General features: G+C 70.1%; 12 protein-coding genes. 9 read left to right on the top strand and 3 right to left on the bottom strand.

The genetic code is table 11. The features are described from left to right. Nucleotides 1-27 precede the first annotated feature (27 nt). Together macS and VMT65_RS34800 are read right to left on the bottom strand one after the other, a co-directional pair. Nucleotides 28-1,218, bottom strand: coding sequence for a MacS family sensor histidine kinase (gene macS / locus VMT65_RS34805; protein ID WP_326312911.1), 1,191 nt, complete (start codon nt 1,216-1,218; stop codon nt 28-30). Continuing rightward, nucleotides 1,202-2,404 carry an AI-2E family transporter gene (locus VMT65_RS34800; protein ID WP_326312990.1) on the bottom strand — a complete coding sequence of 401 codons (1,203 nt, stop codon included), beginning with the start codon at nt 2,402-2,404 and terminating at the stop codon, nt 1,202-1,204. Before VMT65_RS34800 ends, macS begins: the two co-directional genes overlap by 17 nt. 191 nt (nt 2,405-2,595) lie before the next feature. On the opposite strand from VMT65_RS34800, the gene VMT65_RS34795 reads away from it, so the two are divergent. The 7 genes from VMT65_RS34795 (at nt 2,596) to VMT65_RS34765 (ending at nt 12,271) form a co-directional block, all read left to right on the top strand. Further along, nucleotides 2,596-5,817: a BTAD domain-containing putative transcriptional regulator gene (locus VMT65_RS34795; protein WP_326312910.1), complete on the top strand. Its 3,222-nt coding sequence runs from the start codon at nt 2,596-2,598 to the stop codon at nt 5,815-5,817. Between the two features lie 73 nt (nt 5,818-5,890). Then, on the top strand, nt 5,891-6,325 hold the full coding sequence (locus tag VMT65_RS34790) for a DUF4267 domain-containing protein (protein ID WP_326312909.1): 435 nt from the start codon (nt 5,891-5,893) through the stop codon (nt 6,323-6,325). Between the two features lie 45 nt (nt 6,326-6,370). Beyond that, complete coding sequence (locus VMT65_RS34785) at nt 6,371-7,774, top strand: amidase family protein (RefSeq protein WP_326312908.1); 1,404 nt, start codon at nt 6,371-6,373, stop codon at nt 7,772-7,774. A 14-nt stretch (nt 7,775-7,788) separates the two neighbouring features. Continuing rightward, complete coding sequence (locus VMT65_RS34780) at nt 7,789-9,096, top strand: FAD-binding oxidoreductase (protein ID WP_326312907.1); 1,308 nt, start codon at nt 7,789-7,791, stop codon at nt 9,094-9,096. Between the two features lie 60 nt (nt 9,097-9,156). Continuing rightward, nucleotides 9,157-10,674 (top strand): adenylate/guanylate cyclase domain-containing protein, encoded by a 1,518-nt coding sequence (locus tag VMT65_RS34775; protein WP_326312989.1) that lies wholly within the window; start codon nt 9,157-9,159, stop codon nt 10,672-10,674. Nucleotides 10,675-10,678: 4 nt separating this feature from the next. Beyond that, nucleotides 10,679-11,824: a lysylphosphatidylglycerol synthase transmembrane domain-containing protein gene (locus VMT65_RS34770; protein WP_326312906.1), complete on the top strand. Its 1,146-nt coding sequence runs from the start codon at nt 10,679-10,681 to the stop codon at nt 11,822-11,824. A gap of 60 nt (nt 11,825-11,884) precedes the next feature. Beyond that, nucleotides 11,885-12,271: a DUF3054 domain-containing protein gene (locus VMT65_RS34765; RefSeq protein ID WP_326312905.1), complete on the top strand. Its 387-nt coding sequence runs from the start codon at nt 11,885-11,887 to the stop codon at nt 12,269-12,271. A gap of 6 nt (nt 12,272-12,277) precedes the next feature. On the opposite strand, the gene VMT65_RS34760 is transcribed toward VMT65_RS34765, so the two are convergent. Beyond that, entirely contained in the window at nt 12,278-13,954 is a 1,677-nt protein-coding gene (locus VMT65_RS34760; RefSeq protein WP_326312904.1) for an NTF2-like N-terminal transpeptidase domain-containing protein, read from the bottom strand. A 337-nt stretch (nt 13,955-14,291) separates the two neighbouring features. On the opposite strand from VMT65_RS34760, the gene VMT65_RS34755 reads away from it, so the two are divergent. Both VMT65_RS34755 and aroQ read left to right on the top strand, forming a co-directional pair. Then, nucleotides 14,292-14,888, top strand: coding sequence for a hypothetical protein (locus tag VMT65_RS34755; RefSeq protein WP_326312903.1), 597 nt, complete (start codon nt 14,292-14,294; stop codon nt 14,886-14,888). Nucleotides 14,889-14,903: 15 nt separating this feature from the next. Beyond that, nucleotides 14,904-15,341, top strand: coding sequence for a type II 3-dehydroquinate dehydratase (aroQ, locus tag VMT65_RS34750; protein WP_326312902.1), 438 nt, complete (start codon nt 14,904-14,906; stop codon nt 15,339-15,341). Nucleotides 15,342-15,368 lie beyond the last annotated feature (27 nt).

Raw genomic sequence — 15,368 nt, 5'->3', positions numbered from 1 at the left:
TCCGCTCTCCTTGTCGCCCTTGCGGTTTCACTGCCGCCGTCGGCGCGGCACCCGGAACTCCCATTCCGCGCCCGCGCCTTCCTCGCCCTCGACCGGGGTCGCCTCGAACAACAGCTGCGCGGTGCCGCCGAGGGCGGCGATGCGGCCGACGATCGATCGCGAAACACCCATGCGCCCTTGACCTTCCGCCTCCACCAGCCGCCCGGGCGGGATGCCGGGGCCGTCGTCGCGCACGCTCACGATCAGCTCGTCGCCGGTATCCTCCAGCAGCACATAGGCTTTCGCGCCCGGCCCGGCGTGCTGCACCACATTGGCCAGGGCGGCGGCCACGGCGGCGGCGACCTCGCGGGCCTCCCAGCGGCCCAGCGGGACCGGCTCGCCTGGGGTGGAGACGAAGACCGACGGGGTGGCCTGCGCGGTCAGCAGCGGGCGCAGATCCTCTTCCGCACCACCGGGATCGGGGCGTCGCCCCTGTTCGGAGATGAGCACCCGCAGCGCCACCTCCTGCTCGCCCGCGCGTTGCGCCAATTCGGCGGTGGGGCCGCCGATCTCGGTGCCGCGGCGCTTGATGTAGCTGAGCACCTGGAGCACCCCGTCGTGCACCTCGCGCGCCAGGCGTTCGCGTTCCTGGGCGGCCGCGGTGAGTCGGACGGCGCGCTGCAGTTGGGAGTGCGCGCGGCGGGCGGTGTTCGAGGCCAGGCCCAGCGCCAGCCCGACCGAGATGAGCACCGGCAGGGTGGCGTCGCGCCAGACGTCGAAGTCCCATTGGGCGCGCGCGGTGATGACCGCGCCCGAGATCAACAGCCCCGAGCAGATGCCGCCGAGCGGTCCGCGCAGAATCGCCGCGGACACCACGGCATTGGCGGCCCACAGCGTGGTGGGCAGGGTTTGGTGGCCGTGATACCAGTCGTAGGGCGCGACCAGCCGGGTCGCGAAGATCAACGCGATGACCACCACGTGGTCGCCGAGGACGACGGCGGTGCGCACCCGGGGGTGGTGGCGAATCCGCCACTGCGACAACAGCACCGCCGAGATGCCCGACCACACCACCATGATGGCGATGAGGAACCAGCTCAGCCGCTGATTGGTGTAATGCGGCACCGAGGCGATCTGCTGGCCCACCGCGTACAGCAGGGTGACCAGCCGAAAGGCCTGCACGGCGCGCCACAGCGGCGCGGAGGCGGCCCAGTCGGGATCGGTGTCAGTCCCCGGCGTCATCGGTGTCGGTCTTCGGCAGCACGGTGCTGCCGGGAGGCTTCGGGGCCCGATGATCGTCCGCGGGGACCCTCGGACGCAGCTCGTTGGGATCGTCCGGATCGGCGTGGAACATGGGCTCGTGCGGATCGCCGGTGTGCAGGTCCTGGTAGGCCTCTTCCGGCGAATCGGCCAGCAGCGAGCGGATGGCGGTATTGAGCACCGCCACGAACGGCACCGCGAGCAGACCGCCCGCCAGCCCGGCCAGCACCACGCCCGCGGCGATGGCGAGCACCACGGCCAGCGGGTGGATGCGCACGGCACGGCCCATCAGGAGCGGTTGCAGCACGTGGCCTTCCAGCTGCATGACCGCGATGGTGATGCCCAGCACGATGAGCGCGGTCACCAGGCCCTTGGTCATGAGCGCGATGAACACCGCCACCGAGCCCGCGATGAACGAGCCCACGATGGGGATGAACGCGCCGATGAAGACCAGCGAGGCCAGCGGAAGGGCCAGCGGCACACTGAGAATGGCCAGGCCCGCGCCGATACCGATGGCGTCCACCGCCGCCACCATGACGGTGGCGCGCACGAATCCGGTGAGGGTGCCGAAGCCCAGCCGCCCGGCCGTGCGCACGCGTTCCCGGTGCGCGGTCGGGATGATGCGGGTGACGAACTCCCAGATCTGATCGCCGCCGTAGAGGAAGAAGATCAGGATGAACAGGGTCAGGAACGCGCCGGTGAAGAATTCGGTGATGACCGTGGCGGTGGTGAGCGCCCCGTTGGTCAGCGCGTCCTTGTTGGACTCGATGGACTTGACGATGGTGTCGCCCGCATTGCGGATCTGATCGTTGCTCAGGTGCGGCGGCCCGTTGATCAGCCAGTCCTGCACCTGATGCACGGAGGTCTTGAACTCGTCCGACAGCTGCGGCACACCGGAGACGAACTGTTCCACGACGAAGGTCATGATCCCGGCGAGCAGTCCGAGCGCCCCGACCAGCGCCACGAACACGCCGATCGCGCGCGGCACCCCGAACCGCTGCATCCAATTCACCAGCGGCGCCATCAACGCCGCCCCGAGCAGCGCGATGGACATCGGAATCGTGACCGTCGACAGCTTCCGCGCCAGGTAGGCCACCGCCAGCACCGCCGCGAAGATGATGAGCAGCCGCCAACACCACTCCGCGGCCTGCCGCACGATCGGGTGCACGGCCTCCGTATCACGACGGCGCACCCCGCCGGACTCGCCGGATCTGCCGGACCCCGCCTGCACCTCACTCACGTAGGCGAGCCTAACGGCCGGAGCGGCCGCAGGCATGTACCGACGAGATCGATCGCGGGTTCGCACGGGTTGACGCGTGCTGGGGCGCCACGCAGGATCGAACGCGGGATGGATGATTCATGCAGGTAGGGCTGTTGGGTCCGGTGATGGTGGCGGCCGCCGACGGGACGCGGACGGCGGTCGGGGGTCCGCGGGTGCGGGCTCTGCTGGGCTTGCTGGCGCTCGAGGCCGGGCGGGTGGTGTCGGCGGGGCGGCTGGTGGACGGGGTGTGGGGCGAGGACCCGCCGGCGGGAACCGGTAATGCCTTGCAGACCTTGGTGAGTCGCTTGCGCACCGCGGTGCCGATGGTGCGCAGCGACGGTGGCGGGTACGTGCTCGACCTGCCGCCCGAGGCCGTCGACGTGCATCTTTTCACGCGTGAGATCGAGGCCGGGCGGACGTCGCTCGCCGACGGGGCGGCCGAACGCGCCGTCGCGTGTTTCGATGCCGCGCTCGCCCGGTGGCGCGGGGAGCCATTGATCGACGCGGGGGAATCGGAGGTATTGCGCGCGGCGGCACTGCGATTGACCGAACTGCGGCTCGATGCGGTCGAGCTGCGGGCCGACGCCCTGCGCGCCCTGGGCCGCGGTGGTGAGGTGGTGCGCGAGCTGCACACCGAGCTCGCGGCCCATCCGTTCCGCGAGACACTGGCCGCGCGACTGGTGCGGGCGCTGGCCGCGGCGGGACGAACCTCCGAGGCGGTGCGGCAGTATCAGCGCGTCGAGGCCCTGTTGCGCGAGGAACTCGGCACGACACCCGCCGAGGCGCTGCGCTCGGCCCTGGCCGACGTTCACCCGGACCTGGCCGACGTTCACCCGGACGCACCTCCCGATCGCCCGAGCGCGGCGCGGGCCGCGACCCCGCGGGTGTCCGCGCCGCTGCCCACGCGTCGCACCAGCTTCGTCGGCCGCGGCCCCGACGTGGCGGGTGTGCGACGGGCGTTGCGCGAGGCCCGGCTGGTGACGCTGTCGGGGACCGGGGGTGTGGGGAAGACCCGGTTGGCCGCCGAGACGATCGGGGCGCACGCCGAGGACTGGGCGGATGGCTACGCCTTCGTCGAATTGGCCGCACTCGAACGGGAACGGGCCGACCGGCCGACCGTGACCGCGGTCGGGGTGGCGATAGCGAATGCGCTCACACGGTTCGAGCGACCCGATGAACTGTCCACGGAGTGGGCCGAGGTGCTGGAGCGGACGCTGTCCGGACGCCGAATGCTGTTGGTGCTCGACAACTGCGAGCATGTCGTGGCGGCGGTCGCGCGCCTGGTCGACGATCTGTTGCAACGGCTGCCGCTGTTGCGGGTGCTCGCGACGACCCGGGAGCCCCTCGGTGTGGACGGTGAGCGTCTGTATCCGGTCCGCACCCTGGACCTGCCCGAGGCCGACGCGGATTTCGCGGCGGCGACCGCCTCGCCCGCGGTCCGGCTGTTCGTCGACCGCGCTACCGCCGTGCTCCCGGATTTCGTACTGTCCGAGCGCAATTCCGCGGACGTCCGCGGCATCGTGCACAGTCTGGACGGCATGCCGTTGGCCATCGAGTTGGCCGCCGCTCGCCTGCGGAGCCTGCCGCTGCCCGAGCTCGGCGCACGGCTCACCGATCGATTCCGTCTGCTCACCAACAGCACTCGGCACGCGGTCCCGCGCCATCGCACCTTGCAGGCGGCGATCGCCTGGAGCTGGGAACTGCTCACGGCCGCGGAAGTCGCGGCAGCCCGGCGGTTTTCGGTCTTCGCCGGCGGGGCGAGCTTGGCGGCCGTCACCCGGGTGTGCGGGCCGGACGCCATCGACATGGTCGACTCGCTGGTGGCGAAGTCGTTGGTGGACTTCGACGGACAGCGCTACCGCATGGCCGAGACCATTCGCGCCTATGCGACAGCGGAATTGACCGCGGCGGGCGAGGCCGACGAGGTCGCGCGCATCCACGCCGACTATTTCCTCGACTTCACCGACAGCGCCATTCCCGGCCTACGCACTGCCGCACAACCTGATTGGCTTGCCCGGCTGATCGTCGAACACAGCAATTGCGACGCCGCGCTGCGGTGGGCGCTGGACGCGGGTGACGGTGAGCGCGCGGTTCGCCTCTACGCGAATCTCGTCTGGTACTGGCTGCTGCGCGGGCTGCACGGCGATATCTCCGCCCGCCGCCGCGAGGTCCTCGCCCTGGTCGGCGACACACCGCCGCCCGGGTGCACCGGGGCCTATCTGGCCTGCCGGTACGCCGAGGAACTTCCCGCGTACTTCACCAATATCTGGTGGGGGCAAATCCGGGACGACACCGGGCAATTCGAGCGTCTGACCCGCGCGGCCCTCACCGAGACGCGGCCCCCGCACCCGATGTTCGTCCTCATTCTGGCGCTGCGTGACCTGCTCGGCGACGACGAGGGCCTACTGACCGAGTGCACCACCTCCGATGATCCATGGCTGCGCGGAAACTCGCTGATAGCAAAGGGATTCGACGAACTGGGCGGCGACCACCCGGCCCGCGCCCTACCCACCCTGGAGGCGGCGGTGGCCGGTCTGGGCGCCCACGGTGACGCCCGGTCGCACAGCCGCGCCCTGATCTCCCTGGCCAGCTACCGAACCCGGATGCTCGGGCTGGACAGCGCGCGCCCACTGATCACCCGCGCCGTGGAGCTGCTCAGCCCCGACCTGGGCGCCGCTGAACGCGTGGGCGTGCACCTCTTCGCGGCGGAGATGTACCTCGTGGGCGGCGATACCCACAGCGCGGCAACCCATCTCGAGCACGCCGAGGGCTCGATCACACCGCATATGGTCCCCTCGCCCGGCCGCTTCCTGGCCGCGACGCAGGCGCACCTGGCCCACCTGCGCGGCGACAACGACCTCGCGCTGAGGCTGTTCCAGCGGATGTCCGAACATCCGCTGCCCGCCGGACCGCCACCCGCGGGCCGCCACGACACCGTCCGCTTCGTGAACCTGGTCTTCGTGAGCACCGTGTACGCGGCCACCCTGGTCGCGGCGGACCGGCCGGACGACGCGCTGCGCGAGCTGGCCGGGCCCCGCGAGGTGGCCGCCCAGACCTCGGCGGCGCTGCTGGCCGAGGTCGGTATCGGTTATGCCCTGGTCGATCTGGCGCAGGGCGCACCGGGGCGAGCGGCCCGCATTCTCGGCGCGACCGACCGGATCAACCGCAGGGCCGGGGTGAGCCGCGTCGGCCCGTTCCGCCGGCGGGCGCTGGACCAGGCGGAGGCCGCGCTCGGGCCGGTGCGCTCGAGCGCGGAATTCCTCGCGGGGGCGCGACTCACCGACGGAGCGGTGCTCGAATTGCTGCGTACCGAGCGCTGACAACGACTATCAGCGGACGGTACGAGCCGCACTGGATGCTCGGGACGCGTATCCCACCGATCCAGGAGTGCTCATGGTTCCCTCGAACACCGAATCTGTTGTCTCCGCCCGTGATTCCCGCCGATCCGGGACGCGTCTCGGCACGGCCGGGGCCCTGTTGGGAGCCGGGTTCATCATGTCCGTCGGCGGCGGCTATCTGCTCGCCCCGCGAAGCATGGCCCCGGGCTTCGGCTTCACCGCATGGCCGCACGGTGAAGCCGAGGGCTTTCTCAACGTCAAGGGCGTTCGCGATGTCGTCACCGGCGTGATCCCGTTCGCCCTGTTCGCGACCGGGCAGCGCCGCGCGCTCGGCGTCACCACACTCGCCCTCGCCCTCATTCCGACCGGCGACATGCTCACCATCTTGATGCGCCGCGGCTCCACCGCCACCGCCCTGGGCGTGCACGGCCTCACCGCCGCCATGGTGGCCGCCAGTGGCGCGCTGCTGCTGCGCCGCGAAAACCGGTGAGCGACTTATGAACACGCTGGTCGACACCGCTCGGCGGGCATCGCGATGAGCGGCGCGCTGTGGACGCGGGACGCGGTCTCGTTGGCGGCGCTGATCGCCGAGGGGACGGCCACGGCGGTCGAGGTCGTCGAGGCACATCTCGACCGCATCGCGCGGATCGACTCCGAAATCGGCGCGCTCACCACGGTATTCGCCGAGGCCGCCCGGGCGGAGGCGGCCGCGGCCGACCGCCGGGCCCCGATCGGGCCGCTGCACGGGGTTCCGGTCACCGTCGAGCACGACCTCGAGGTGGCGGGCCGCCCGACCACCCGGGGCGTGGCGGCCCTCGGACGCGCGGTCGCGACGGCGGACGCGCCCGCGGTGGCGGCGCTGCGGCGCGCCGGGGCGATCGTCATCGGGCGAACGAACGTGGCGGACTTCGCCACTCGCTGGCACACCGACAACGACGCGTCGGGTCCGACGGTGAATCCGTGGTATCCGACCCGCAGTCCGGGCGGGTCGAGCGGAGGTGACGCCGCCGCGGTGGCGGCGGGCCTGACACCGCTGGGCCTGGGCACCGATTTCGGCGGCTCGCTGCGGATACCCGCCGCGTTCTGCGGGGTCGCCGCGCTGCGCACCACGCCCGGCCGGGTGGCGGTGGCCGCCAGCCTGCCCGGGGCCGCACCCGCGCCGACCAGCCAATTGTTCGCGGCACCGGGGCCGGTGGCGCGCAGCGTGCGTGATCTCGCGACCGCCTTCGAGGTCCTGCGCGACAGCGCCGACGTGCGCGAGCCCGGATGGATTCCGGTGCGGGACACGGCGGATGCCGCTGCGCCCGCGGTCGCCGTCACGCTCGGTGACGACCTCGATCCCCAGGTGCGCGCCGCGGTGCTCCGCTGCGCCGACGCGCTCGAGCGCGCGGGATATCCGGTCGCACACCGGGATCCGCCGCTGGTGCGCGAGGTGGCGGCGGACTACGGCCGACTGGTCTCCACCGAGATCGTGGCCCAGCGCCGAGAAGTCGTGCGCCGCTTCGGCAGCGCCGGAGCGAACGTCTTCCTCGACGCGGCGATCGAGCTGTTCCCGCCGCTGGATCCGGCGGGCTACACGACCGCGCTGGGTGAGCGTCGCACGCGCCGGGCAGCCTGGTCCCGCTTCCTCGCCGAGCACCCGATCGTGCTCGGCCCGGTCTCGACCGAACTGCCCTGGCCGGTCGGCTACGACCTGGGCGGCACCGCGCAGGTCGCGACCATGTACGCGGCGCACCGGCTCACGGTCGCAACCGATTACCTCGCCCTGGCCGCGGTCGCGGTCCCCGCGGGCGTCTCGGCCGAGGGTCTGCCCATCGGCGTTCAGTTGATCACCGCCCCGTTCGCCGAACTCCGCGCGCTGCGGGCCGCCGTCCACCTCGAGGCGGCCTGCCCGATGCCGACACCCATCTCCCCGGCCACCGAGCCGGTCATTCAGTAACGAAGGGAATCCTCATGTCACACAACACCTTGCGCTCCGCCGTGCGCGGACGAGTACTGCTGCCCGGCGACGCCGCATTCGAGGCCGCGCGGACGCCGTGGAATCTGACCGTGGACCAGCCGGTCGCGGCGGTCGTGCACGCCGAGGATGCGGACGATATGGCCGCCGTGGTCCGCTATGCCCGCGACGCGGGCCTGTCGGTGACCGCGCAGCCCAACGGGCACGGCGCATCCGGTGACACCGCCGGGGCCATCCTGGTGCGCACGCGCCGACTCGATCGGGTCGAGGTGGATCCGCTCACGCGCCGCGCCCGGGTCGGCGCGGGAGCCAATTGGGGTGAGCTCCAGGCGGCGGCCGCGCAATACGGCCTGACCGGACTGGCCGGCAGCTCCCCGGTGGTCAGCGTTGTCGGCTACACCCTCGGCGGCGGCCTGTCGTGGTTCGGCCGCGCATTCGGCTGGGCCGCCGACAGCGTCCGGGCCTTCGACATCGTCGACGCCGACGGCCAGCGGGCCCGGGTCACGGCGGAATCCGACCCGGAGCTCTTCTGGGCACTGTGTGGCGGCGGCGGCGATTTCGCGCTGGTGACCGCCATGGAATTCGAGTTGTACGCGGCGCCAGCGCTTTTCGGGGGCACGGTCGCCTGGCCCGCCGCGCGTACCGAGGCGGTCCGGGACGCCTTCCTCGACATCACCGCCCAGGCACCGCCCGAGCTCACCGTCTGGCTCAATCGGCTGCAACTGCCCCAGATGCCCCCGATGGTCACCATCGCGGCCGCCTACCTGGGCGAACCGGACCGCGGGCGGGAACTGCTGCATCGTCTGGACACCATCGACGGCACGCTCGCCGATACCCGCCGGGAGCTGTCCCCGGCCGAGGTCGGCGCCATCGTCCCCGAACCCACCGACCCCGCACCCGGCCTGCTCCGCACCGAACTGCTCACCACCCTGGACGCCACCGCCACCGAAATCCTGCTGCACGCACCGATCGATCCCCTGTTCGGCGTCCAACTCCGGCACCTGGGCGGCGCTCTCGCCGCCCCCACCCGAGGCGCGACCCCCGCCTTCACCGAGACCTATGCCGTGGCCCTGCAGGCCATCGGCTCCGACCCGGACGCCATCACCGCCGCCCACGCCACCCAGAAGCGCATCATCGCCGATCTGGGAGCCCGAATCACCGGCCACAAGCCCTACACCCTGCTCTCCCCCGGCGACACCCCCGCCGCTGTCTTCGACGCCGCCACCCTGACCCGACTCCGAACGCTGAAGCGCTCGCGAGACCCCCGCGGTGTCTTCCGCGCCAACTTCCCGATCCTCGGCTGAACCCCCGGGACCGCTAGATTGGTGATCGTGTCGGCGCCTCTGGAAGCGGTCAAACAGACCATGAAGACGCGTTGGCCGCTGTACTTAGCTTCCATGCTCGCGGCCAACGCGTTCGGCGCTGTGCTGGTGTGGGCGTTCATTCAATACGGGTTGCCGGTTCCGGAGGGGGAGACCAGCGCGACTCGGCAGACGGGGTTGTTGATTCCCGGGCTGGTGTTCTTGATCGGGGGGCTGTTGAGTGTGGGCGCGTCGGCGTTCATGCTGCGGCCGGTCATGCGGTGGCAGATGCGGGGTGGACCGCCGTCGCGGCAGGAGCAGATGGCGGCCTTGCACGCGCCCTTGCGGCAGGCCATCGTGCATCTGGTGTTGTGGCTGGTCGGCGGTGGCGTGCTGGCGTCGTTGATCATCGTGCGCACACCCGAGCTGGCGGCGGCGGTGATCGTGACCGAATGTATGGCCGCCACCATCGTTTTCGGCTTCACCTACATGCTCGGTGAGCGCATTCTGCGCCCGGTCGCGGCCGAGGCCCTGACCACGGGCGCCTTCGACCACACCCTGACCGCGGGCGTCGGCACCCGCATGGCCATGACCTGGGGCATGGGCACCTTCGCGCCGACCATTGCCATCGTGCTGCTGTGCGTCACCCAGATTTCTTCTCGCGTCCAGTTTTCCGCGCAGTCGCTGGCCGTCTCGATTCTGCTGCTGTGCGGTGTGGTGATCATGCAGGCGCTGGCGCTTTCCATGCTCACCGGCTCCTCCATTTCCGATCCGATCCGCCAGCTCAGCCAGGCCATCGACCGGGTGCAGGAAGGCGCGCGGGATGTGCAGGTGGAAGTTTTCGACGGTTCGGAAATCGGACTGCTGCAGGTTGGCTTCAACCGCATGATGGGTGAGGCCGCGAAACGCCGCGAACTGCAGGAATTGTTCGGTCGCCACGTCGGTGAGGACGTCGCGATCCGCGCCCTCGAGTACGGCACCGAACTCGGCGGTGAAACCCGATTCGTGGCCGTGTTGTTCGTGGATATGGTCGGTTCCACCGCTACCGCCGCGGAACGCCCGCCCACCGAAGTGGTCAGCCTGCTCAATGAGTTCTTCCGCGTCGTGGTGGACGTCATCGACCGCCATCACGGGCTCATCAACAAATTCATGGGCGATGCCGCGCTGGCCATCTTCGGCGCGCCGCTGGACCGCCCGGACGCCCCGACCGCGGCCCTGGCCGCCGCGCGTGAGCTGCGCGAAGCCCTGCGCGAGGTGGCCGGGCTGGATATCGGCATCGGCGTCTCGGCCGGGCTGGCCGTCGCCGGGAATATCGGTGGCGCGAATCGTTTCGAATACACGGTGATCGGCGATCCGGTGAACGAGGCCTCCCGCCTCACCGAACTCGCCAAGGACCGTCCCGAACGGGTGCTGACCTCCTCGAGCGCCCTGTTTTTCGCCGACGAGAACGAGCAGCGACATTGGCAGACCGGTGAAGAGGTGCAGCTGCGCGGCCGCCGCCGGAAAACCCGTTTGGCCTGGCCATTGGAAAGCGCCGACCCGACTGATGCAGACGAGGCGGCGGCGAGTTCGTTAGGCTGACGACGTGACGGCCCATGGGGAGCTGGCGGGAGATCCCACGCCAGCCGCGAATAACTCGCACCGTGGCAGGTTCTGGTGGGCCAAATGGGTTCTCGGCGCCGCGCTCGCGGCACTGCTGATATCCGAGGGCATATATCTCTATCCGCGCCTGCACGAATCCTGGAAGAACCTCACCGAAATCCATTGGGGTTGGGTCGCCGCCTGCGTCTTCATGGCCGCGCTGTCCATGAGCGGTTTCGGCCGCATCCAGAAACAGCTGTTGAACGCCGGCGGCGTGGAGGTGAGTCAGCGCAAATCGGTGGCGGTGGTCTACGGCGCGACCGGCATGTCGCTGACCCTGCCCGCGGGCCAGGTGTTCTCGGCGGCCTTCACCTACCGCCAGACCCGGCGCTGGGGCGCGAGTCCGATCGTGGCGTCCTGGCAGTTGGTGATGTCGGGGGTGGTGGCGGCGGCCGGGCTGACCCTGCTCGGCTTCTTCGGCACGGTGTTGTCCGGTGACCAGGTCGGGCCGCTCAAGGTGATCCTCACCCTCGGCGTGGTGGCCGTGCTGGTCTGGGCCTTCAACTATCTGTCCCGGCATCCGGGCGGCATCGAGGCGGTGACGCGGCGGATTCTGGCCCGGGTCAATCGGATTCGGCACCGGCCCGCCGACACCGGCATGGACAAGGTGGGCGAGATCCTGGCCCAGCTGGAATCGGTGGACCTGGGCAAACGCGACGGCGCGTGGGTGATCGTATGGGCGCTGGTGCACCGGCTCGCCGACGTCGCCTGCCTGGGCGCCGCCTGCTACGCGGTCGGCGCGGATCCGCGGTGGGCCGGGCTCATGCTGGCCTTCGCGGCCGGAAAGGCCGTGGGCACCATTCCTTTGGCCCCGGGCGGCATCGTCTACGTGGACGCCACCCTCATCTACTCGCTCTCCGCGGCGGCCGGTCTGCCCGCCGCCCAAGCCGTCGCCGCGGCCTTCCTGTACCGCCTGATCAGCTTCATCCTGGTCGCCATCGTCGGCTGGATCGTCTTCCTGTTCCTGTTCCGCAAGCCCCAAGCCGACGACGCCGAATACGAGAAGGAATTCGAGGAGCGCGGCAACACACTGGTCACCGACCGCCGCCGCGCGACTCCCCCCGCGAACCCCGACGGTAGCGCCGCCTGACCGAACAGGGTGCAGTGTCCCTGCACAGACGCGCCGAGAGCGCCCGTTACCCTGTGGCGCGTGAGGAAACTGGTGCCCTTCGCCGCGGATGTCGTGCTCGTGATCGTCTTCTGCGTGCTCGGGCGACGCAGTCATGACGAGGCCGTGCTCGGGGCGGGGCTGCTGCGGACGTTCTGGCCGTTCGGCACCGGGCTCGTGCTGGGCTGGGTGATCGCGGTGGCGGTGGCCTCGGGGCGGGAAGGCATCAGCGCGGCAAAGCGTTTCGACGCCCGCGGCGTGTGGCCGACCGGCGTCATCGTCTGGCTGAGCACCCTGATCGGCGGCATGCTGTTACGTGCGGTGTCCGGTCAGGGCGTCGCCCTCAGCTTCTTCCTGGTGGCCGCGACCTTCCTGGCCCTGTTCCTGGTCGGCTGGCGGGCGGCCGTTCAGATCCTGCGCGCCCGCTAGGCCGATCTAGTCCGGCGAGGCCAGCGACTGCAGCAGTCGCGCCGCCACCCGCGCGGTGAGGTCGCCGCTGTCGGGATCGTCGATGTGGATGGCGAAGGCCAGATCACCCATCGTGGCCATGAGCCAGCCATTGTTGCCGGTGGTGGCCCCGAAGGCCTGGACATCGCGATACCGGTTGAGGCTCACCATTTCCGGCGCGCCCACCCCGTCGCGCAGCATGGCGCGCAGCCGGTCGGTGGCGCCGCCGGGCAGGGCGGCCAGATCGGCCTCGGTGGTGGCGGGCTGGCCAATGGTGATCATGGGCTTGGGCACCTGGCCATTGGCGATGGCGGCCGCCGCGATGGCCATGCCCCACGGGCTGGCCAGCAGCGAGTCGGCGGCATTGCCGCGGCCCACGTTCTCGGCGGCGTTCTTGCCGGTGGGCAGGCGTCCGGTGGTCTCGTCCAGACCCGGCACCTTGAAGTCGATGCCGATGCCCAGCAGGCTGGCCGCGTCCGCGGCATCCCCGACCGAAACATCCTGCGGCGCTTTGTTCTTGGTGACCGCCGCGACATTCTTGAACAGCTCGATCATGCCGCCGACCGGATACAGCCCGGTGAAGGCGACATTGCCGCGCTCACTGGCCTGACTGTTCTGCGCGGCGGCGACCACGGCCCCGCTGGAGGGCTGGATGGCCACGATCGAGGTCGGCGCGCCGGTGCTCACCACCGCGTCCTCGGCGGCGCGCTGCAGGCGCTGATCCATGGTGGCGGGGATGTCCGGTCCGGGCGGGCCCTGCTCCCCGGCCAGCTGGGTGACGAATTTGCCGTCCGGTTCGAAGAGCTGAACGCCCCAGCCGGAGTGCTGATCCCGATTGTCCTGCCACACCTTGGTGAACGCGTCCAGCAGCGGCGACCAGACCCGACGGTCGGTGGAGATGAGCTTGGGCTGCTTTTCCATCACCACGCCGGGGATGGGGGCCATGCGCGGCTCGAGGATATTGAAGTCACCGTCGCGCAGATTGACCGCGACGATGGGTTTGCCCTGCGCGGCCGAAAGCTGTTGCATCAGAGCCGGTCCGTCGATGAGCGGGGCGACCGGCGCGATGGCCGCGGCCAGCGCGTTGGTGGAGGCGACCGGGTCGGTGATCTTGGCCGGGTCCAGCTTGACCACATTGATGGTCTGCTCGGCCATGAGCGGCGCGCCCACGATGTCGTTCACCTTGGGCGAGGGCTGGGCGAAGGTGCGGACCAGTTTGGCCGAGCGCTTGGCGTCCAGCTGGGGCATGACCAGGGCCGGATCCCACGAGATGCGCCAGCCCACACTGAGTTTGCGCACGGTGCCCTGCAGGTCGAATTTCCAGTCCCGCTTCTCACCGAAGTTCCAGGCGCCGGTCATGGAGAAGAGTCCGGTCGTACCGTCCAGTTCGATGTACTGGGTCTTGCGGTAGTCGGGCTTGCCCGGATCGAGGCCCTCGAAAACTTGCTTCAGCGTTGCCGAAGCGCCCGCCGGGTACGAGGTGAGCCGCGACGCACCGTCGTAGTCCTTCTTGTCGATCAGCGTGGTGAACTTCTCGACCACCGCTTCCGCACCCGTCGACCGCTCCCGAACCCCACACGACCCCATCGCGATCGCGACGGCCGCCACGCCCGCGAGTGCGATCGCACCCCGTACCCGGAAGCGGCGGGATCCCCACACATCCATATCGCCCACTCTTCACTCTGGCCACATCAGCAACAGGTCCACGGTACCGCGCGCCGACGGCCCACGGCTCCACCATTCCACCAGGCGTGCTTGTTCTGAGCACCACCATAGTGCCGAAATCGGTCAGCAGTGACCACTTACATGATCACCGGTCGGTTACGGGCCTGGCGTATTCGAGACTCTGAAGACCGTTCGGTTCTCACTGGTGCCAGTCATTCGGACCATTCGGTTCGAAGCACGCGAACCGCGTTCTCCCAGAGCGGAATCCACTCGGCCCATACCGACGTAACGTTGTAATCAGTATTACAACTCCATGCAGCAAGTGAGAGTGACCAACATGAGACACGGACATCGTGGACACGGTTTCGGGCGCACCGGCGGCTGGCAACAAGCCGACCTTCCCGACGCGTCGGACGCTCCGGACTGGTTCGCTGGACGATTGCCAGCCGACTGGTTCACCGGTCCCGCAACCCTCGAGATCGATCGCGACGAGATCGTCGTGGTCGGCGAACTCCCCCTCCCCACAGCCGAACCCGCCGCCGACGCCCCCGCAGAGGATGCTCCCGCCGGGGTCCCGCAGGCCACCCGCGAGGGCGTCATCGCCCGCTTCCGGGAGACCACCCGCCCCGCCCGCATGCAGATCGCCCAGGAGGCCCAGGCCCGCTACGGCCGCAATGTGGCCTGGGGCGTCACGGTCGATGGCGAGCGAATCATGTTCACCCACCTGGCCGTTCCGGTCATGACCCGGCTGCGCCAGCCCGAGCGCAAGGTGCTCGACACCCTGGTCGACTCCGGCGTGGCCCGCTCCCGCTCCGACGCCCTGGCCTGGACGGTCAAGCTGGCGGGCAAGCACGCCGAGGAGTGGCTCGAGGAATTGCGCTCGGCCATGCGCAAAGTCGACGACCTGCGCGCCGAGGGACCGCAGGGCCTGTAGTCGTAGAGTGTGCGCATGCCCGCAACCGCCCCGATCCTGGTGCTCAACGGCCCGAACCTGAACATGCTCGGCACCCGCCAGCCCGAGGTCTACGGGGCGGACACCCTCGACGACGTGGTGGAGCTGTGTCGCAAGACCGCGGCGCGCTTCGATCGGGAGATCGTGGCGTTCCAGTCCAATCACGAAGGGGCGCTGATCGACCGGATCCATTCGGCGCGCGGAATGGAGTCCGGGATCGTCATCAACCCGGGTGGACTGACCCACACCTCGGTGGCGCTGCGGGACGCGCTGGTCATTCCCGAGGTGCCGATCGTCGAGGTGCACATCAGCAATGTGCATGCCCGCGAGGAGTTCCGGCATCACTCCTACGTCTCCCCCATCGCCACGGCCGTGATCGCGGGCATGGGAATCCAGGGCTACGCGGCCGCGATCGAATTCCTCTGCACGCGCTGAATCGCTGATCGGAAGGGCCCGGCTCAC

Origin of the sequence: Nocardia sp. CDC153, from assembly GCF_035818515.1 — a bacterium.
GTDB lineage: Bacteria > Actinomycetota > Actinomycetes > Mycobacteriales > Mycobacteriaceae > Nocardia.
The sequence above is the reverse complement of the archived record's forward strand: the minus strand, read 5'-3'. Positions and strand labels throughout refer to the sequence as shown.